Source organism: Arthrobacter agilis (assembly GCF_006494655.1).
Taxonomy (GTDB): Bacteria; Actinomycetota; Actinomycetes; order Actinomycetales; family Micrococcaceae; genus Arthrobacter_D; species Arthrobacter_D agilis.
The window spans coordinates 102,114-120,162 of record NZ_VHIM01000002.1 but is presented as its reverse complement, the minus strand read 5'-3'; the positions used below and the strand labels follow the sequence as shown (position 1 = coordinate 120,162).

General features: G+C 67.3%; 22 protein-coding genes. 10 read left to right on the top strand and 12 right to left on the bottom strand.

From position 1 onward, the window contains the following. The first annotated feature begins 56 nt into the window (after window positions 1-56). The 8 genes from FJV46_RS03415 to FJV46_RS03380 are packed head-to-tail and all read left to right on the top strand — an operon-like array spanning window position 57 to window position 7,100. Entirely contained in the window at window positions 57-452 is a 396-nt protein-coding gene (locus FJV46_RS03415; RefSeq protein ID WP_232008435.1) for a TadE/TadG family type IV pilus assembly protein, read from the top strand. After that, window positions 440-1,483, top strand: a complete 1,044-nt coding sequence (locus tag FJV46_RS03410) for a TadE/TadG family type IV pilus assembly protein (protein WP_232008437.1) — start codon at window positions 440-442, stop codon at window positions 1,481-1,483. The genes FJV46_RS03415 and FJV46_RS03410 overlap by 13 nt, the downstream gene beginning before the upstream one ends. After that, entirely contained in the window at window positions 1,480-2,247 is a 768-nt protein-coding gene (gene cpaB, locus FJV46_RS03405; RefSeq protein WP_087030004.1) for a Flp pilus assembly protein CpaB, read from the top strand. The genes FJV46_RS03410 and cpaB overlap by 4 nt, the downstream gene beginning before the upstream one ends. Beyond that, on the top strand, window positions 2,244-3,440 hold the full coding sequence (locus tag FJV46_RS03400; protein WP_087030007.1) for a CpaE/TadZ family protein: 1,197 nt from the start codon (window positions 2,244-2,246) through the stop codon (window positions 3,438-3,440). The genes cpaB and FJV46_RS03400 overlap by 4 nt, the downstream gene beginning before the upstream one ends. Further along, the gene (locus FJV46_RS03395) at window positions 3,437-4,876 is read left to right on the top strand and encodes a TadA family conjugal transfer-associated ATPase (protein WP_087030010.1); all 1,440 of its coding nucleotides are present in this window, start codon (window positions 3,437-3,439) and stop codon (window positions 4,874-4,876) included. Before FJV46_RS03400 ends, FJV46_RS03395 begins: the two co-directional genes overlap by 4 nt. Before the next feature lie 52 nt (window positions 4,877-4,928). Next, the gene (locus FJV46_RS03390) at window positions 4,929-5,816 is read left to right on the top strand and encodes a type II secretion system F family protein (RefSeq protein WP_232008444.1); all 888 of its coding nucleotides are present in this window, start codon (window positions 4,929-4,931) and stop codon (window positions 5,814-5,816) included. Window positions 5,817-5,826: 10 nt separating this feature from the next. After that, complete coding sequence (locus tag FJV46_RS03385) at window positions 5,827-6,708, top strand: type II secretion system F family protein (RefSeq protein WP_087030016.1); 882 nt, start codon at window positions 5,827-5,829, stop codon at window positions 6,706-6,708. A 35-nt stretch (window positions 6,709-6,743) separates the two neighbouring features. Next, the gene (locus FJV46_RS03380; protein ID WP_087030020.1) at window positions 6,744-7,100 is read left to right on the top strand and encodes an Hpt domain-containing protein; all 357 of its coding nucleotides are present in this window, start codon (window positions 6,744-6,746) and stop codon (window positions 7,098-7,100) included. On the opposite strand, the gene FJV46_RS03375 is transcribed toward FJV46_RS03380, so the two are convergent. Beyond that, window positions 7,092-7,883 carry a response regulator transcription factor gene (locus FJV46_RS03375; RefSeq protein ID WP_087030023.1) on the bottom strand — a complete coding sequence of 264 codons (792 nt, stop codon included), beginning with the start codon at window positions 7,881-7,883 and terminating at the stop codon, window positions 7,092-7,094. The genes FJV46_RS03380 and FJV46_RS03375 overlap by 9 nt on opposite strands. Before the next feature lie 197 nt (window positions 7,884-8,080). Between FJV46_RS03375 and FJV46_RS03370 the strand changes: the two genes are divergently transcribed. Continuing rightward, entirely contained in the window at window positions 8,081-9,769 is a 1,689-nt protein-coding gene (locus tag FJV46_RS03370) for a sensor histidine kinase (RefSeq protein ID WP_087030027.1), read from the top strand. Next, window positions 9,770-10,393, top strand: a complete 624-nt coding sequence (locus tag FJV46_RS03365; RefSeq protein ID WP_087030030.1) for a prepilin peptidase — start codon at window positions 9,770-9,772, stop codon at window positions 10,391-10,393. Here the strand turns inward: FJV46_RS03365 and FJV46_RS03360 are convergent. From FJV46_RS03360 to infA, 11 genes are all read right to left on the bottom strand, one after another. Next, window positions 10,390-11,175: an anti-sigma factor domain-containing protein gene (locus FJV46_RS03360; RefSeq protein WP_087030033.1), complete on the bottom strand. Its 786-nt coding sequence runs from the start codon at window positions 11,173-11,175 to the stop codon at window positions 10,390-10,392. The two genes, FJV46_RS03365 and FJV46_RS03360, sit on opposite strands and share 4 nt — an antisense overlap. Next, complete coding sequence (locus FJV46_RS03355; protein ID WP_232008448.1) at window positions 11,162-11,731, bottom strand: RNA polymerase sigma factor; 570 nt, start codon at window positions 11,729-11,731, stop codon at window positions 11,162-11,164. Before FJV46_RS03355 ends, FJV46_RS03360 begins: the two co-directional genes overlap by 14 nt. A gap of 86 nt (window positions 11,732-11,817) precedes the next feature. Continuing rightward, window positions 11,818-12,531, bottom strand: a complete 714-nt coding sequence (locus FJV46_RS03350) for a class F sortase (protein WP_232008450.1) — start codon at window positions 12,529-12,531, stop codon at window positions 11,818-11,820. Window positions 12,532-12,631: 100 nt separating this feature from the next. Continuing rightward, complete coding sequence (locus FJV46_RS03345; protein ID WP_087030044.1) at window positions 12,632-13,456, bottom strand: DUF4397 domain-containing protein; 825 nt, start codon at window positions 13,454-13,456, stop codon at window positions 12,632-12,634. A 139-nt stretch (window positions 13,457-13,595) separates the two neighbouring features. Beyond that, window positions 13,596-14,567: a tRNA pseudouridine synthase A gene (locus FJV46_RS03340; RefSeq protein WP_087030047.1), complete on the bottom strand. Its 972-nt coding sequence runs from the start codon at window positions 14,565-14,567 to the stop codon at window positions 13,596-13,598. A 20-nt stretch (window positions 14,568-14,587) separates the two neighbouring features. Continuing rightward, entirely contained in the window at window positions 14,588-15,190 is a 603-nt protein-coding gene (rplQ, locus tag FJV46_RS03335; protein WP_087030050.1) for a 50S ribosomal protein L17, read from the bottom strand. A 66-nt stretch (window positions 15,191-15,256) separates the two neighbouring features. Then, window positions 15,257-16,267, bottom strand: a complete 1,011-nt coding sequence (locus FJV46_RS03330; protein ID WP_087030053.1) for a DNA-directed RNA polymerase subunit alpha — start codon at window positions 16,265-16,267, stop codon at window positions 15,257-15,259. A 149-nt stretch (window positions 16,268-16,416) separates the two neighbouring features. Then, complete coding sequence (gene rpsK, locus FJV46_RS03325; protein WP_019481517.1) at window positions 16,417-16,818, bottom strand: 30S ribosomal protein S11; 402 nt, start codon at window positions 16,816-16,818, stop codon at window positions 16,417-16,419. Window positions 16,819-16,958: 140 nt separating this feature from the next. After that, entirely contained in the window at window positions 16,959-17,336 is a 378-nt protein-coding gene (gene rpsM / locus FJV46_RS03320) for a 30S ribosomal protein S13 (protein WP_087030056.1), read from the bottom strand. 164 nt (window positions 17,337-17,500) lie between these two features. Further along, window positions 17,501-17,614, bottom strand: coding sequence for a 50S ribosomal protein L36 (rpmJ, locus tag FJV46_RS03315; protein WP_043440658.1), 114 nt, complete (start codon window positions 17,612-17,614; stop codon window positions 17,501-17,503). 21 nt (window positions 17,615-17,635) lie between these two features. Continuing rightward, window positions 17,636-17,857: a translation initiation factor IF-1 gene (gene infA / locus FJV46_RS03310; protein ID WP_019481515.1), complete on the bottom strand. Its 222-nt coding sequence runs from the start codon at window positions 17,855-17,857 to the stop codon at window positions 17,636-17,638. Window positions 17,858-18,049: the final 192 nt, after the last annotated feature.

Sequence of the window (18,049 nt, the reverse complement as noted above, 5' to 3'; positions counted from 1 at the left end):
TGACTCGCTGGGCGGCGGCACGCATGCCGCCGCCCAGCGCTACTGAGGGAGCAACCATGGCGTCGAAGATGCACGAGCGCGGCGCCGTCGCGGTCGAACTCGCCCTGGTCCTCCCGATCCTGATCCTGCTGATGTTCGGCATCATCGAGGTGGGCCGGGCGTACAACGCGCAGGTGACCCTCACGAGTGCTGCGCGCGAGGGCGTCCGCGTCGTCGCTATCGGGAAGAACGACTCCGCCGCGGTCAACCGGGCGATCATTGCTGCCGAGGTGCTCGATCCCGACCTCAGCCCCTCAAATTTCACCATCGTGCGGTCGGCAGGCGGCGCCGTGAACACCTGCGCTGCCACCAGCACGGTCACGATGACGATCACCTACACCATGACCACCCTGACCGGAATCGCTGCACCCTTCTCCCTGCGAGGCAAAGGAGTCATGCTGTGCGGTGGCTGACGGAGTCGGACAAGCCCGCTCATCGGAGTGAGCGCGGCGCGATCAGCGTCATCGTCGCCCTGGTCATGGTCGTTTTGCTTGGCTTTGCGGCCCTGGCCGTCGACGTGGGCATGATCTACGCCGAACGGGCGCAGTTGCAGAACGGTGCCGATGCCGCCGCCCTGGCAACGGCGCAGGAGTGCGCACTGGGTGTCTCCACGGCCAGCTGTACCGCAGCTCCCGAGCTCGCTCGACGTCTTGCCGATGACAACGCGCTCGATGACCGGAGCAGCATCAAGGACCTCGTGGTCAACAGCTCCGCACGACGGGTCACCGTGGTCGCAGGGGCGTCGGAGGCCGGCCAGACCGCGAACCACGTCTCCCTCCTGTTTGCAAAGGCCCTCGGGTTCTCCTCGACAGAAGTGACGGCAACTTCCACCGCGGAGTGGGGTAGCCCCACCGCAGGACCCGCTCCGTTCCCCATCACGTTCTCCGAGTGCGAACTCCAGGACGGGCCGGGCTGGCAGGTCGTCGAGTACCGGAAGAAGTCGGATGGTATCCCTGCCTGTGCCGGCGGACCTCCCGGTGGATTCGGGAGTCTCGATCAGGTGCCGGGCAAGTGCGAGGCACTCGTCGACATCACGAAGGGGGCCTCGGGCAGCAACACCGGCAACAACGGAGCGCCGCCGAACTGTACGGACCTGTTGGCCGAATGGCGGGCCAAGATCGAAGCCGGAACACCACCCGTCGGCCTGTTCCCGATCTACGACCAGGTCACCGACAGCGGCAGCAACGGCGTGTACCACCTCATCGGTTTCGCGGCCTTCGAGGTCCACGGGTGGAAGTTCAAGCAGGAGGGCAGCTCCGTCTATCCGGACTCGTTCCGTGACAGCTACTACCCGGGCTACACGTGCAACACCGTGAAGTGCATGGGGATCATCGGGCGGTTCGTCAAAATGGTGTCCCTCGACGACGCCTACACCCTCGGCTCCTACAACCCCGCCATGGGCACCGCCGTGGTGCGGATGACCCTCGAGAAAGCAACCCCATGAAATCCCGTCTCCTCGCAGGTGTCGCCGCCGTCGCCCTGGCTCTCATCGGGGCCCTGATGCTGTTCGGTTATGCCCAGGGTGCCGAGGCCCGCGCGGTCGCGAGCCTCGATCCCGTGGAGGTTCTCGTGGTGAACGCCGCGGTCCCCGCTGGCACGCCCGCCGAGGACCTGATGCCGTTCCTCTCCACTGAGACCCTACCGGCCACAGCTGTCGGCACCACGGCGCTCAGTGACCTCGCCTCCTCCGGCGGCAAGATCACGGCGGTCGACCTCGTAGCCGGCGAACAGCTCATGGCCGAACGCCTCGTCGAGCCCGAGAGCGCAGAACTTTCCGGACGCTCACCCGTCCCCGAAGGTCTTCAGGAGGTCTCCTTCGCGCTTGACCCGGGACGAGCCGTCGGCGGCAACATCAGGCCCGAGGACACCGTCGGTGTCTTCATCTCGATGGAGGCCGAGTCGGTCGAGAATGGCCTCGCGGCACGGACGACGCAACTGGTCCTGCACAAGATCCTCGTGACCTCCGTGCAGCGGGCTCCGTTACCGACGGAGGTGGATCCGTCCGCGACGCCTGAAGAGCAGGCGCGCGCACAAGCAGAAGCCCTCCCGTCCGACGCGTTGATGGTGACGGTCGCCGTGACCGAGGAGCAGGCCACCAGGATCGTCTTCGGCAATGAGTTCGGCACGATCTGGCTCAGCAAGGAGACGGAGTCCGCCACGGAAAGTCCGAACCCGATCACCATCAGGACCGAGGAACTGTACCGATGAGTAGATTCGTCCTGATCACCCCGAGCTCGGATTTCGAGCAGAAGGTCCGCCTCGCCGTCGCGGGTGGCCTGCAGGGCCATGTGAAGAGCCTGCCGGCGAGCACCCTGTCCGGGGATTCTGATGCAGTACTCGATCAGCTCGCCCTCGAGCGGCCTGAAGTCCTGATCTTCGGGCCCGGAATCGCCATCGAGGAAGCCCTCCGCCTCGCCATCGTCGTGGACGTGAAGTTCCCGGAGATCAGCGTGGTCCTGGTACACGAGGACCACCCTGACCTCGCTCTCCAGGCCATGCGGGCCGGTGTGCGGGACATCCTCAGCCCGCTCGCCGACATCGCGAGCGTCCGCGCACAGCTCGAGCGCGCATGCCAGGCCTTCGCGACCCGCCGGCGCTCCGACGAGCAGACTCCGCGCGAGCAGCAGAACGGTCTGGTGATCGGTGTCTTCTCCCCGAAAGGCGGTGTGGGCAAGACCACGATCGCCACGAACCTTGCAGTGGGGCTCGGCAAGATCGCTCCGTTGAGCGTCGTCATCGTCGATCTGGACCTGCAGTTCGGTGATGTGGGCACGGGTCTCTATCTGAATCCCGAGTACTCGGTGCTCGACGCTGTCTCGGGTGCCGCGACACAGGACTCGATGGTGCTCAAGGCTTTCCTGACCGCGCACCCGTCGGGTATCTACGCCCTGTGTGGACCACGCAATCCGGCGGATGCCGATCGCATCTCCTCCGAACAGGTGACCCGCCTGATCCAGCAGCTCGCGCTGGAGTTCCGTTATGTCGTCGTGGATACAGGACCCGGACTCACCGAACCGAGTCTCGCGGCCCTCGAACAGTGCACGGACGCCGTCTGGGTCACCGGCATGGATGTGCCCAGTGTGCGCGGCCTGAGAACAGGGCTTGATGTCCTGAATCAGCTCAATCTCTTGCCCGAGACGCGGCATGTGGTGCTGAACTTCGCCGATACGAAGACGGGCCTCTCGGTGCAGGACATCGAGGCGACGCTCGCAGCGCCGGTCGACGTATCGATCCCACGCTCGCGCGCGCTCACACTCGCCACGAATCGCGGAGTCCCCCTGCTCCAGGACAAGATCCGGGACCCCGCGACGAAGAGCCTCACCGATCTCGTGCAGCGCTTCGACCACGCCTGGCGGGCGAAGGCGCAGCGTAAACTCCACCGCCGCGTGGTGGTCCGGTGAGACTGGCCGATCGCATCCAGGCGGCCGGACTCTCCCCGGCACCCGCCGCCGTCGAGACCGCGGCGGTACCTGCGGCGCCGGCTCCTCCGCGTCCGGCGACCCTCGCCCCTGCGACAGCCCGCGACGTGCCCGAGTCACCCGGAACGGCGAAAGTGGATGTCTTTGCCGGCCTGAAGCAGCGTGCCGCCTCAGCCCTCTTCGAGCGCATGGGTGCACGTGCCAGCGACACCTCGATCAGCGAGGACGATCTCAAGACAGTCGCTCGCGACGAGCTCAGCCAGCTCATCGACGCCGAGCAGGTTCCGTTGAGTCCGGACGAGCGCCGCCGCCTCATCCGGGACGTGGCGGATGACGTCCTGGGGTTCGGTCCGCTCCAGCGGCTCCTCGACGACCCGTCCGTCACGGAGATCATGGTCAACCGCATGGACCAGATCTACGTGGAGCAGAATGGCCGGCTGACGCTGAGTGATTCGCGCTTCAGCTCGGAGGAGCACCTGCGGCGCGTCATCGAACGCATCGTGTCGAAGGTGGGCCGACGCATCGACGAGTCCTCGCCCTTCGTGGACGCGCGGCTCGAGGACGGCTCGCGCGTCAATGCTGTCATCCCGCCGCTGGCGGTCAACGGATCCTCCCTGACCATCCGAAAGTTCAGCAAGGTACCCCTCACCGTTCAGAACCTCATCGACTTCGGAACCCTGACGCCCGAGATGGCGGAACTCCTCGATGCCTGCGTCAAGGCGAAGCTCAACATCATCGTCTCCGGCGGAACAGGGACAGGGAAGACGACGCTCCTCAACGTGCTGTCCTCCTTCCTGCCCGGCGACGAGCGCATCGTCACGATCGAGGACGCCGTGGAGCTCCAGATCCAGCAGCAGCATGTGGTGCGCCTCGAAAGCCGCCCCCCCAACACCGAGGGCAAGGGCGCCGTGACCATCCGTGACCTCGTCCGGAACTCGCTGCGCATGCGACCCGACCGCATCGTCATCGGCGAGGTGCGCGGCGGCGAGTCGCTCGACATGCTGCAGGCCATGAACACCGGCCATGACGGCTCGCTGTCGACGGTCCATGCCAACTCCCCGCGGGATGCCGTCGCCCGCTTGGAGACCCTCGTGCTCATGGCCGGGATGGATCTGCCGCTACGCGCCATCCGCGAACAATTGGCGTCCGCCGTCAACCTCGTGGTCCAGATCTCGCGCCTGCGCGACGGAAGCCGGCGCATCACTCACGTCACCGAGGTGCAGGGCATGGAGGGGGATGTCGTCACCCTCCAGGACGCCTTCGTCTTCGACTACTCGGCGGGCGTGGACAGCAAGGGACGTTTTCTCGGGAAGCCTGTGCCCACCGGCATCCGCCCACGCTTCATGGAGCGCTTCGAAGACATGGGCATCACGGTCTCCCCAGCCGTCTTCGGGTCCGCGATGGGGCGCGGCAGGTGACATCATGACAGCCCTTCTCCTTGCGGGCTCCGCGCTGATCGTCGGAGCCGTCGTGCTCGCGATCGTCGCCGCACAGCCGCGTCAGTCATCCGTGCCGTTGGATCGACGACGCCCTGCCGTCTCCCTTCCCGATTCGCAGCTTTCCCGCTTTGCCGGAGCAGCGGGCCGCGCGGTGGACGCCTACCTGCGCCGCAACCCGAAGCGGTTCCTCGACCAGACAGTCCTGGAGACAGCCGGTGTGCGGTTGAGCCAGGCGGAGCTCTACCTGCTGATCCTCCTTGCAGGCATCTCCGGCCTTCTCATCGGGTGGGCGCTGCTGGCGCCCATCGCAGGCGTCCTCTTTCTCCTGCTGTCCCCCGTCGGTGCCTATCAGGCTGTTTCCTTCCGGACCGCACGGCGCAGACGCCGCTTCGACGCACAGCTCGGCGACACCCTCCAGCTACTGACGGGAGGGCTCCGGGCAGGTCACAGCATCCTGCGCGCCATCGATGCAGCGGCGACCGAAGCCGACAGTCCCACATCGGAGGAGATGCGCCGCATCGTCGCCGAGACAGGGCTCGGCAAGGACCTGCTGGCCTCACTGGTCGATACGGCACACCGTATGCAGAGCGAGGATTTCGAATGGATCGCGCAGGCAATCCAGATCAATCGCGAGGTGGGCGGGGACCTTGCAGAGGTCCTCGATCAGGTAGGTCACACCATTCGCGAGCGAGCCGAAATCAAAGGCCAGATCAAGTCCTTGGCGGCAGAGGGCAAGTTCTCGGCCTACATTCTCGGAGCACTACCGCTGGGAATTGCGCTCATCCTCACGGTCATCAGCCCGGGGTACATCAATGCGCTGTTCACCGAACCTCTGGGTTGGGCCATGCTCGGCGTCGCCGCAGTCATGATGGCCATCGGTGGGCTCTGGCTGCGCAAGATCATCGACCTGAAGTTCTGAGGACTGCGCCGTGGACCTGACCCTACTCGCCTCCCTCCTGCTCACCTCGGTACCAATCGCCTACTTCACGTGGTCTGCGCTCACCTCGGATGCGAAGGTTCGCCGGACGGTGCAGCGAAACCTGACCCAGGGCGTGGGCCTCGCCTCCGGGGCCGTCGAGAGACCGAACCGGCTGCTTCACCTCGGGCGGCGGCTCACACCTGAGGCCTACGTGGCGAAACTCGACCACCTGCTGGCTCTGGCCGGACGCCCGGCGGCCCTTCCCCTGGCAAAACTCCTCACGGCCAAGCCGCTCCTCGGAGTTGCGGGAGGCCTCGCCGGGATCCTGCTCCTCCAGACCAACAGCAGCAAGACCTTCGTCCTCCTGGCCGTCTTTGTCACGGTCCTCGGCTACTTCATCCCCGACCTCCTGCTGTACAGCAGGGGGCAGGAACGCCAGAAGGCCATGGCCCTTGAACTGGCAAACACCCTCGACCAGATGCTGATCTCCGTCGAAGCCGGCCTCGGGTTCGAGAGCGCGATGCAGCGGGCCGGACAGACGGGCAAGGGCCCCCTCGCAGACGAACTCGTGCGCACGCTGCAGGACATGCAGGTGGGCCGCAGTAGGCGCGAGGCCTACCTCGCCCTGGCAAACCGCAGCTCCATTCCCGAGCTGCGGAGCTTCGTGAAGGCCATCGTGCAGGCGGATGCCTACGGGATCGCGCTGTCCGGCGTCCTACGCACCCAGGCGAAGGTGATGCGCGTCAAGCGCCGTCAGCGGGCCGAGGAGAAGGCCATGAAGCTGCCGGTGGCAGTGCTCTTCCCGCTGCTCCTGTTCATCTTCCCGGTGCTGTTCATCGTCATCCTGGGGCCCGCGGCGCTCAACGTCATCGACACGTTCGCCGGCCAGTGACGCGTCCTGAGCACGGCACTCGGCAACCCACCCTGGTGGATCTCGGTGTCCTCGCGACCCTGGAGAGCCACCTCGACGATGCCCGCGCTGCGCACGCCTTCGTCCTCGACTACATTGCGGGTTTCGCCGAACGCTTCCTGCGCCTGAACGTGGCGCTCGGGGACCGCGACCTCCCGGCTGCCCACGATGCTGCGCTGAGCCTCCGCAGTTCGTCCAGCATGGCGGGCGCACCGCGGCTCGCGGCCCACGCAGCGCGCCTCGAGGATGCGATCACCCATGGTGACCTCCAGGCGTCGCAGCAGGCCCTGGCATTGATCGGGCCGTGCGGACTCGAGACGGTCAGCGAACTCCGGTCCCTGTACCTGGACCGCGTCCTGCAGGGCTCAGTCTGACGCGGCTGCGCGGACGGGCGTCAACCGATATCCGACACCGCGGACCGTCTGCATCCAGCGGGGGTTCCTCGGATCCTCCTCCAGTTTCCTGCGGAGATTACCCACGTGCACCTCGATAGCGCGTTCGTCGGAGTCGCTGATGTAGGTGTCCTCGTCGTAGTAGTCCCCCCGCACCACGCGCACCAGGTCGGCCTTGGTCCTGACGGCACCGCGGCTCTTGAGCATCTCGTGCAGCAGATCGAACTCGCTCCGGGTCAGGAGCAGGTCACGGCCGTCCACGACGACGGTGCGCGCCGAGGCGTTGACGAGCAGCCCGTTGTGCTCGAGCACACTCGCGGCCTCCGGGGTGGGCACACTGACGATAGCTGGGCGCGCCGGCGCGACACTCGGACTCGCGTCCTCCTCCGAGTCGGAGCGCGGCCGCCGGAGCATGGCCGCGATCCGCGCCCGAAGCTCCCTCGGCCGGAACGGCTTGGTGAGGTAGTCGTCGGCGCCCGACTGCAGGGCCGTCAACGTGTCCAGCTCATCACCGCGCGAGGTCAGCATGACCACGTAGCAGGTGCTGAATGCTCGGATGCGGCGCAGCACCTCGTACCCGTCGATATCCGGCAGTCCGACATCCAGGGTTACCACCGTGGCGGCCTGGGATCGCACGAGGTCGACGCCGGTCTTGCCGTCCGGCGCCACGTGGACCTCGAACCCCGACTGACGCAGGACCGCACCCACCAGATTCCGCACGTCGGCGTCGTCCTCGATGACGACCGCCACTCCTGGATCACTCATTCGATGTCCCCCCAGCCTGATGCATCACGAGCCTTGTCGATCCCGACATAATTCTCCTATTGTGCCCGTCCTTGAGACCGAATTGAGACTGCCTTCGAGTGAATCCGCGGGTCGACGCCCTAATGTTAGTCACTACGTAGGTCTCAGCGTCGAAAGTCTCCCCACAATGCGGTCTTCCATCCTGCCCCGGTCAGTGCATGACTAGCGATACAACTGCTGTCCGCCTGCGCGCCCTCGCCTCCAGGGTCACCCTCGACCGGTCGGTGATCCTCTGCCAGATACCGCTGGCCCTGATCGTCGTCGTGATCGGTGTGACCTCGCCCGTTTTCCGCCCCGGCATGATGGCGAGCACCGTCTTCGACGTGGGCTTCTCGATGACCCTCCTGCTGACGGCGCTGTGCGTCGTCGTGCCGTGGCGCGAGCTCCCGCGCGGCTGCCTGCTGGTGGTGCCCGTCCTGGACTTCGTGGCGATCGCGCTCGTCAGGGCCGGCGCCCTCGAGACCCAGCCGGCGCTGGGGGTCCTCGTGATCTTCCCGGTGGTCTGGCTGATGCGCTCCTCCCTCCCCACCTGGGCGGCCCTCGGCATCACACTCGTGGGCTCCTTCCTCGTGCCTGCCTGGCCCCTGCTGGGGTCCCTCGAACCGGAGCTCCTGCGGACCCAGCTCGGGATCCTGCTGCTGCCCACCGTCATGGGGTGCATCGCCGTCGTGGTGCGCATGATGAGCCTCCTGGCTCGAGCACGGGAGATCGAGATCGAGCAGAAGGACCAGGAACTCAACGAGCTCCTCCGCGCGGCCATCGATCGCGAGCGGGTGCTCACCGCCATCCTGAACACCGTGGACGTGGGCCTCACCGCCGTCGACGCCCACGGCGGGACCACGCTCACCAACCGGCAGCAGGAACTGTTCAACAGGCTCGCCGGCAGGGACGACGACGGCGGAACGGCGCCGCTCGTCTTCGGAGCCGATCGCACCACCCCGCTGCCGGCCGACCGCAGGCCACAGCACCGCGCGCTCACCGGGGAGACGTTCGCCGATCAGCTCATCTGGGTGGGCGACGGCGACGCCCAGCGCGCCCTCTCCACGGCGGCCCGGCCCATCAAGGGCGCCGACGGCTCCATCACCGGCGCCCTGATCGTGTGCAGCGACGTCACCGAGCTCGTGGAGGCCGTGTCCGCGAAGGACGCCTTCATCTCCAACATCTCCCACGAGTTCCACGCCCCCCTCACCTCGGTCCTCGGCTACCTCGAACTCGTGCTGGAGGACGAGCATCCGCTGCCGGAGCACCTTCGCGGGTACGTGGACGTCGCGGGACGTAATGCGCAGCGCGTCCTCGAGCTCGTCGCCGACCTCCTCTCGACCGCCGGGGACCGCGTTCGCGTCCATCCGCGACCCGTGGACCTCGCTGCCCTGATCGAGATGAGCGTGCGCTCCAACCAGCTGCGCGCCCAGCGGAACGGTGTGATGCTGAGGACCACCACCCACACTCCCCTGTGGACGCTCATCGACCCGCTGCGCATCTCGCAGGTCCTCGACAACCTCCTGTCGAATGCCATCAAGTACTCGCCCGGCGGCGGCGTGGTCAGCGTCCGTGCGGCCGAGTCGGAAGCGGCCATCGACCTGTGGGTCGAGGACCACGGCATGGGCATGACGGAGCAGGAGGCAAGCCAGGTCTTCTCCCGGTTCTACCGCACCCCCGGAGCACGGCGGGCCCAGATCGAGGGAGCCGGCCTCGGGCTGTCGATCACCAAGTCGATCGTCGAGAGCCACGGAGGCACCATTCGCTGCACGAGTACGCCGGGCGCTGGCAGCAGGTTCACGGTGACGCTGCCGGCGAATGGCGAGGTCCACCGGGTGGCGCCGGATTCCATCGAGGAGTCCGTCTAGGTGCTCCTGCCCCTCGCCGCCGCCCTCGGTGCGGCCGGCATCGCGCTTGTGGTGTTCGCCCGTGCCCGGAAGGACCCCCGGGACCTGGTGCCGATGGCCTGGCGCTGGCCGCTGGTCCTCGCGGCGGCGCTGCTGACGGGTGTCGGTAGCATCGGCACCCCCGAGTGGTGGAACGCCGCATTGACAGCACTCCTGGCCGCCTTCGGCGTGGTCCTCGGAGCCGTCGACCTGCGGACCAAGCTCCTGCCCAATGCGTTGCTGGGTTGGTGGGCGGCGACGGCGGCCCCGCTGCTCGTGATCGCGGCCGCCGCGAGCGGGTCGTGGGGCGGTCTCATCGGTGCTCTGGCCGGCGGTTCCGTCCTGTTCTCGGTGTACTTCCTGTTGGCCCTCATCTCGCCCGCCGGCATGGGGATGGGCGACGTGAAGCTGGCGGCCGTCCTCGGCCTGTTCGGTGGCTGGGCCGGGTCCGCGGCCTGGCTCGGCACGCTGCTCGGAGGCTTCCTCCTGGGGGGCGTCGCGGGTATCGCCGTCCTGGTCCTGCGGCGGGCCTCGCGCGGGTCTACTTTTCCCTTCGGTCCGGGGATGCTGCTGGCGGCCTTTGCGAGCTTCGTGTTTCTGGGCTAGCCCAGCTGCTCGTTGGACGCGGCCGTCAGGGTACCCCTGAGGATGCTTACGCCGGAGTGGACCGGGTCGCCGTCGAGCGGTTCGTCCGAGATGTCGACGACCGGGAATTCCGCCAGGTCCACGCTGTCCGGGATGGTCAGGGAACCTGTCCCGTTCCACAGGACGCCGAGGCTGTACATGCGGTCGAGGCCGGGCGCGATCAGCCAGACCTCCTCGTACCCGTCCGCGCCGGTGGTCGTAGACCGGACGTCGAGCAGCCGGTTGCCGTCCTCGCCGGACACCACTCTGGCGGTGCCCTCACCCGTGAAGCCATCAAGCGGCTCGAGCACTGTTTCCGCCAGGACGTCCTGCGAGGCGGGAGACGTAAAGGCCTGGACCGCCCAAAGGGCTGCTCCTCCGATGAGCACGCCCGCTGCCGCAGCCGCTACGAGGTACATTCCGGACGGACGTCGGGGACGTGACCGGGGACGAAGGTCCACGACGCCGGGCCCGGGCCGGGTGCCGGCCCCAACCCATCGGTCGACGGGCGGATCGGACCGCGTCAGCGGGTCCTCGAGCTGGGACTGCTGCAGGTCGAGGTCGGCGTGGATCGCCGCCCAGACCTCCGGGCCGGGCGCCTCGAGCAGCCCGGGCGCTCCCCCGCGCGCGGCACCCACCACGTGTTGCAGGGACTGGAGTTCCGTCGTGCAGATGTCGCATGCGGTCAGGTGGGCCTGCCCCGGCTCGTCGAGCTGTTCGCCGATTGCGGCCAGGCTGATGGCTTCCGGATCAAGGTGCTGCATGCCAGGCCTCCAATCGGCTGCGTAGGTGGGTGAGACTTCGACGGATGTGACTCTTGACCGTCCCGAGGGGCATATGGAGCCGCTTGGCTATTTCCTGGTGTGTCAGGTCTTCGTAGAAGGCGAGCTCCAGGATTGATTTCTGCGGTTCGCCGAGCATTCTCAGCTCAGCGTCCAGGACCACGCGATCCGCGAGCGCCTCGATGGCTTCATTGCCGGGCCCTGCCGCTCGGTGGTCGCCCAGCGCGACCGCCAGATGGTCTAGGCGATCCCGTCGGAGTCGCGCCGAGAGAGCGTCCGACACCACGTTGCGGGTGATGCCCAGGAGCCATCCGGGCAGGCTCCCGGCCGCCGGGTCGTACCCTGATCTGAACCGCCACGCGCGGATGAACACCTCCTGCGTCGCATCGGAGGCGGCCTGGCGGTCGTGCAGCGCACGCAGAGCCACGGTGAAGACGAGCGGTGCATAGTTGCGGTAGGCCTGCGCCAGCCCTTCCTCGCCGTCGGTCGAGAACCCGGCATCGGGACGACCGACCAGCCCTCGACCTGGGGAAGCCACGCTGCTCTCCTTCGGGCGGGAACGTCGGACAACGGCTTCCCGCACCGACCCGTCGGTGCCCGTCCTCATCGCGATGGCAGGGCGTTTCAGAGCGGAGATGCCGTGAGGACAACATTATCCTCATAGTCCGCACGGTCCGCGAGCCAGTCGCCACCGCACGTCACGATGACCAGCTGGTGGTCGCCGTCGCGCCGGAAGATCCCCTCCGTGTCCAGGGCCGCCTTCGGCTCGTTCCGCACCTCCGTGACCTCGTAGCGGACCGGCTCGGCACTCTCCCGCCCCACGGTGATGATCGTTCCGAGCTGTACGTCCTTCAACTGCGCGAAAGGCATCTCCTCGGTGCCGATGTCGATGTGTGCTGCCAGGACGGCGTTGCCTGACGATGCACCGGGCGCTGGCCCGTACCGGTACCACCCCGCCTCGTAGAAACTGGTCGGGATCTCCATCTCGTCGTCATCGGCGATCCCGACGTCGATCACGCCCACCTGGATGTCCGTGCCCTCGATGTCGAGCGAGACCGGGGGTGGGACGATCTCCACCTGCGCGGCGGTCGCCGGACGGAGAGCGACGGCGCCGGGCGCGCCATCAGGGGTTTCCGCAGCAGAGCCGGGCGCTTTCGGGGCAGGGACAGGGGCTTCCGCGGCGGGTGCCGGGGCTCCGTCCGCCGGGGCCGGGCTCGGGGGGAGGTTCACGAGGACCCGGGGTTCCGGTGCCGCGCTCGGCTGGGCACACCCGGCCGGGAGCAGGCCGATGGAGAGGCCGAGCAGCAGGACCGCTGCGCGGCGGGGAGTGAGCTTCACGACCATCGCTTTCCGTGGCTGGACGGGAGGTTGGTTGGACAGGACGGGTGGACCGGACAGGGCGGGAGGCTGGAGGGGGCCTCCCGCCCCGTCGGCCGGCTCAGGCGGCCGTGCGGGACCCGCGCAGGCGCGCTGCCACGGCTGCACCGGAGAGGAGCACCAGTCCGACCGCGCCGGCTCCGATGAGCAGGCCCGTGCTGTCCGTGGTGGACGTCGCGGCCTGCGCGCCGGGAACCGCGGCGGGATCGGAGTGGAGGCCCTCGATGACCTGCGTGGCCAGGGCGAGGTTCCCGTCCTCCAGGCTTCCCCAGGCGTACACGATGGTCGCGGTGCCCTCTGCAAGGTTCAGATCGGCCGGGCCGATGACGGGCTCGGTGGTCCCTGTCGCGGCGACCGCGGCCGAGATGGTCCCGGCGTCGGTGGTGAGCGTCGCTTCCTCGGGATTGCTCAGGTTCTCCACCACCGGGGTGCCACCGACCAGGACGTCGACGGCGGGCGCAGCAGCGGTGTGCCGGACCGTCAGCCGTGACTTCCCGGCTTCGACCGTCGAGACGTCGTTGGTGTAGAAGTTCGCAGTCGGGGCGCCCTCTGCATCGAGGTTCGCGGTCGCGGTGTAGTTGCCACCGCCTTCGAGGGTCACGGGCACCGGACCGATGACGGGTGAACTGGCGTCCGCCGCGTCGGAGGCGGTGATCGCCAGCTCGTAGTCGCCCGCGGGGAGTTCGAGCGGCCCGGCGAGGGTTCCCGGCGTGAAGTCGTCGAGGGTCAGGTCGCCGTTGACGTAGACGTCGACGGTGAGATCGGGAACGGCATGAAGGACGGACAGCTGTGCCATCTCGCCGGTTTCGGCGGCAACCGCGGGTGTGGCGACGCCGGCCACACCGAGTGCCGCGACTGCACCGACTGCGTAGAATTTCGAGCGCATTGTGTTTCTCCTCGTTCTGGCCCCGGAGAGCCTCCGATTGATCCTGACACCCCGTACTACCGGCGGACGTCGTCGTTCGGATGCAGGATGACGAGAATTTTTCCGGAGCGGCCTCCGGTGCATGCGCGTCGTCGACCGGTCAGCCGGCCGCGCGGTCCTGGTGAGCGGACGCTTCCGGCCTGAGGTGCCCAGGGTTCCGGCGAGCCCGCGTCAGTTCTGCACGGCCTGCGACGTCGTCATCACCCGGGTAGGCGATCTCCTCGAGTACCAGCGGATGCGGTGCGGCAAGGACCGAGCGGGCATCCTTGATGCGGGCCGCGAGCCGCTCCGCGAGCCAGCCCGGCGGCATCTCACCCGACCCGACACGCAGCGTGGAACCGATGAGCGCCCGCACCATGTTGTGACAGAACGCGTCGGCCTGCACGGTCGCGGTGATCGTGCCGTCCTGCCCGCGGACGAACTCGTAGCGTTGGAGCTCGCGGATGGTCGTGGACCCCTCGCGTGGCTTGCAGAAGGCGGCGAAGTCCTGCATCCCGAGGAAGTGGGACGCACCCTCGTTGAGCAGTGCGACGTCGAGCGGTGCGGGATGCCAGAGCGTCGTGTGCCGGCGCAGGGGGTCCTGACCGGTCGCGGTGTCCGCGATGGCGTACCCGTAGCGCCGCCAGAGCGCCGAGAATCGGGCGTCGAAGCCGACCGGCGCCGGCCTTGCGGACAGCAGGACGACGGCGGGCACCGAGTTCCGCACGGACCGGCCGCGGCCACTGATCCCGTCCGTCAGCTCACGATTGACGGTGCCGGTCAGACGCCTCAGGAACGCGGTGGCGGGATCGACGTCGCGCCCCCTCCCCATGGCGTTCCACTCGGCGGCTGTGAGATCAACGTGGGCTACCTGCCCGCGGGCGTGGACGCCGGCGTCGGTCCGCCCGCCCACGGTGAGCCGGGCCGGTCGTTGCAGGAGGGTGCGGAGTGCTCCCTCGAGGACACCCTGGACACTCGGCAGGCCTGGTTGGAGCGCCCAGCCTGCAAAGGGCGCTCCGTCGTAGGCGATGTCCAGCCGGATACGCAGAAGCCCGCCGTCCCTCTCGGGAGCGGCGGGCTTCTGCAGTGTCATGGCGCGTCAGGCGGGAAGAATTACTTCTTCTCGTCCTCGACGGTGCCCTCGACGACGACGACCTCGTCGGCGGAGCCGGCTTCGGCGTCCACCGTCGTGTCCTCGGCTGCTACCTCGTCGGCAGACGCTGCGGACTCTGCGGAATCGACCGAGTCGACCGAATCTGCGGACTCGGGCGAGTCGACGGACTCGGCGGCCGGTGCTGCGGCAGCTGCGGGAGCCTTGGCCTGCTCGGCCTCGGCGACGACGGACTGCTTCGCCGACATGGGCTCCAGCACCAGTTCGATGACGGCCATGGGGGCGTTGTCGCCCTTGCGGTTGCCGATCTTGGTGATGCGGGTGTAGCCACCCTCGCGGTTGGCGACGGCGGGAGCGATGTCCGTGAACAGCTCGTGGACGATGCTCTTGCTGCTGATGACACCGAGGACGCGACGGCGCGACGCGAGGTCACCCTTCTTCGCGAACGTGATGAGACGCTCGGCGTAGGGGCGAAGGCGCTTGGCCTTGGTCACCGTGGTGGTGATGCGCTTGTGCTCGAACAGTGAGGCGGCCAGGTTGGCGAGCATCAGGCGTTCGTGCGCCGGACCGCCTCCGAGGCGTGGGCCCTTTGTGGGTGTGGGCATGGTGATTTCTCCTCATTAGGTGCCCGTCCCGCCACTACGGTGAGCGGCGGGCGGGCAGATAGCGTTTTAGAGCTCTTCGTCGCCGTAGGCGGCGTCGTCCTCTTCGATGGCGGCAGCGCGGGCGGCGAGGTCGAACCCGGGAGGGGAATCCTTCAGGGACAGACCCAGCTCGACGAGCTTCGCCTTGACCTCGTCGATGGACTTCGCGCCGAAGTTGCGGATGTCCATGAGATCGGCTTCGGAGCGTGCAACGAGTTCACCCACGGAGTGGATGCCCTCACGCTTGAGGCAGTTGTACGAGCGGACCGTCAGTTCGAGGTCCTCGATCGGCAGCGCCATGTCGGCTGCGAGAGCTGCGTCCGTCGGTGACGGGCCGATCTCGATGCCTTCCGCGGCGACATTGAGCTCGCGGGCGAGCCCGAAGAGCTCCACCAGGGTGGTGCCGGCCGATGCGACGGCGTCGCGCGGAGCGATGGCGTCCTTCGTCTCGACGTCGACGATCAGCTTGTCGAAGTCGGTGCGCTGCTCCACACGGGTCGCCTCCACACGGAAGGTGACCTTCAGGACCGGCGAGTAGATGGAGTCGACCGGGATGCGGCCGATCTCCGAGTCGCCGGACTTGTTCTGGGAGGCCGAGACGTACCCGCGTCCACGCTCGATGGTCAGTTCGAGCTCGAACTTGCCCTTCGAGTTGAGGGTCGCGATGTGCAGGTCCGGGTTGTGGAACTCGACACCCGCGGGGGGCGCGATGTCAGCAGCGGTGACCACGCCGGGCCCCTGCTTGCGCAGGTAGGCGACAACGGGCTCGTCGTGCTCCGAGGAGACGGCCAGGTTCTTGATGTTGAGGATGATCTCGGTGACGTCCTCCTTCACCCCGGGAACCGTGGTGAATTCGTGCAGCACGCCGTCGATGCGGATGCTGGTGACCGCTGCGCCCGGGATCGAGGACAGCAGGGTGCGGCGGAGGGAGTTGCCGAGGGTGTAGCCGAAACCGGGCTCGAGCGGCTCGATGACGAACCGTGAGCGGTTGTCGGCGACGACTTCTTCAGTCAGGGTGGGGCGCTGTGCAATGAGCACTTACATTTCCTTTCAGGAAGCATCCGCTATATGACGCTTCTAAATGGGCGGGACTGCTGGTCGACCGGCTGTGAAGCTGCTGAACGGCACCGAACCGCCCTGCCGGAACGTCCGTTCCTGCAGGGCGGCGCGGTCACCGGTGCATCTGGTTAGACGCGGCGGCGCTTCGGCGGGCGGCAGCCGTTGTGTGCGCTCGGGGTGACGTCCTGGATCGATCCGACCTCGAGGCCCGTGGCCTGGAGCGAACGGATGGCGGTCTCGCGTCCGGATCCGGGACCCTTCACGAAGACGTCGACCTTCTTGACGCCGTGCTCCTGCGCGCGCTTCGCGGCAGCCTCGGCGGCCATCTGCGCGGCGAACGGGGTGGACTTGCGCGAACCCTTGAAGCCGACCTCACCGGCGGAGGCCCAGGAGATGACTGCTCCACTGGGGTCCGTGATCGAGACGATGGTGTTGTTGAAGGTGCTCTTGATGTGCGCCTGGCCGAGCGCGATGTTCTTCTTGTCCTTGCGACGCGGCTTACGCACCGCTCCACGAGTCTTGGGGGGCATTACTTCTCCTACGAAGGTATTGGGTAAAGCATTGAGTCGGATCGAGTCCTGCCGGAGGCCGCCGGAACAGGGGCCTCCGCCGGCGAGGGTCCCCTGGCGTGACGAGCGCTAGCGAGTCACGTGAGGGAGCCGGTGGGGATCTAGCGTCCGACCTTCTTCTTGCCTGCGACCGTGCGCTTCGGGCCCTTGCGGGTGCGAGCGTTGGTCTTCGTGCGCTGTCCGCGCACGGGAAGGCCGCGGCGGTGCCGAATGCCTTCGTAGCTGCCGATCTCGACCTTGCGGCGGATGTCGGCTGCAACTTCGCGGCGAAGATCGCCCTCGACCTTGAAGTTGCCCTCGATGTAGTCGCGGAGCTGGACCAGCTCTGCGTCGGAGAGATCCTTGACGCGCGTGTTCGGGGAGATCCCCGTGTCGACGACCGTCTTCTCTGCACGGGTCTTGCCCACGCCGTAGATATAGGTAAGCGCGATGACTACCCGCTTTTCGCGGGGGATGTCTACGCCAGCGAGACGTGCCATGGTGGCGGTGCTCCTTTGGAGTTGCCGGAGGTGTGGAGCAGAACGTTCCCGGAGTCAGGTGCCCCGGTCCCCGGCCTCCGAGCCGGGGGTGTACGCCCCCTGGGGGGCGCTGTTCTGCCGTTGAGTGTACTTCTACGCGTGGGGTGGAACCTCGGAGGAGGTTCTCAGCCCTGGCGCTGCTTGTGGCGCGGGTTCTCGCAGATGACGAGAACGTTGCCCTTGCGGCGAACCACCTGGCACTTCTCGCAGATCCGCTTCACGCTCGGGTTGACCTTCATGGTTTTCCTTCGAGTTGATTCTTATTTGTAGCGGTAGACGATACGGCCCCGGGTGAGGTCGTACGGGCTGAGTTCCACTACAACCCGGTCCTCAGGAAGGATTCGGATGTAGTGCTGGCGCATCTTTCCCGAGATGTGGGCGAGAACAATGTGTCCGTTGGCCAGCTCAACGCGGAACATCGCGTTGGGCAGCGCCTCGTTCACAGTGCCTTCAATCTCAATGACACCGTCTTTCTTGGCCATATCCTCCGCTAACGTCTATGCCCACCACTTGCGTGACGGACGGATTGGGGGTTTTGATCGTCTGAACCGGCGGGAACCGAGGCTCACCATGCGGATCGGCTTCCGATGTCCAATTGGGCATGAGAAGCAGAGACAACCAACAGACAATACTACGCTACGGACCGGGGATCGCTAAATCCCGCAGTTCCGCCC

Coding starts and splice junctions, on each gene's coding strand:
- FJV46_RS03360 (WP_087030033.1), bottom strand. CDS start 11,175: ATGCAGCACCTTGATCCGGAAGCCATCAGCCTGGCCGCAATCGGCGAA.
- rpmJ (WP_043440658.1), bottom strand. CDS start 17,614: ATGAAGGTCAACCCGAGCGTGAAGCGGATCTGCGAGAAGTGCCAGGTG.
- FJV46_RS03370 (WP_087030027.1), top strand. CDS start 8,081: ATGACTAGCGATACAACTGCTGTCCGCCTGCGCGCCCTCGCCTCCAGG.
- FJV46_RS03415 (WP_232008435.1), top strand. CDS start 57: ATGGCGTCGAAGATGCACGAGCGCGGCGCCGTCGCGGTCGAACTCGCC.
- rpsM (WP_087030056.1), bottom strand. CDS start 17,336: ATGGCACGTCTCGCTGGCGTAGACATCCCCCGCGAAAAGCGGGTAGTC.
- rpsK (WP_019481517.1), bottom strand. CDS start 16,818: ATGCCCCCCAAGACTCGTGGAGCGGTGCGTAAGCCGCGTCGCAAGGAC.
- cpaB (WP_087030004.1), top strand. CDS start 1,480: ATGAAATCCCGTCTCCTCGCAGGTGTCGCCGCCGTCGCCCTGGCTCTC.
- infA (WP_019481515.1), bottom strand. CDS start 17,857: ATGGCCAAGAAAGACGGTGTCATTGAGATTGAAGGCACTGTGAACGAG.
- FJV46_RS03345 (WP_087030044.1), bottom strand. CDS start 13,456: ATGCGCTCGAAATTCTACGCAGTCGGTGCAGTCGCGGCACTCGGTGTG.
- FJV46_RS03375 (WP_087030023.1), bottom strand. CDS start 7,883: ATGAGTGATCCAGGAGTGGCGGTCGTCATCGAGGACGACGCCGACGTG.
- FJV46_RS03400 (WP_087030007.1), top strand. CDS start 2,244: ATGAGTAGATTCGTCCTGATCACCCCGAGCTCGGATTTCGAGCAGAAG.
- FJV46_RS03340 (WP_087030047.1), bottom strand. CDS start 14,567: ATGACACTGCAGAAGCCCGCCGCTCCCGAGAGGGACGGCGGGCTTCTG.
- rplQ (WP_087030050.1), bottom strand. CDS start 15,190: ATGCCCACACCCACAAAGGGCCCACGCCTCGGAGGCGGTCCGGCGCAC.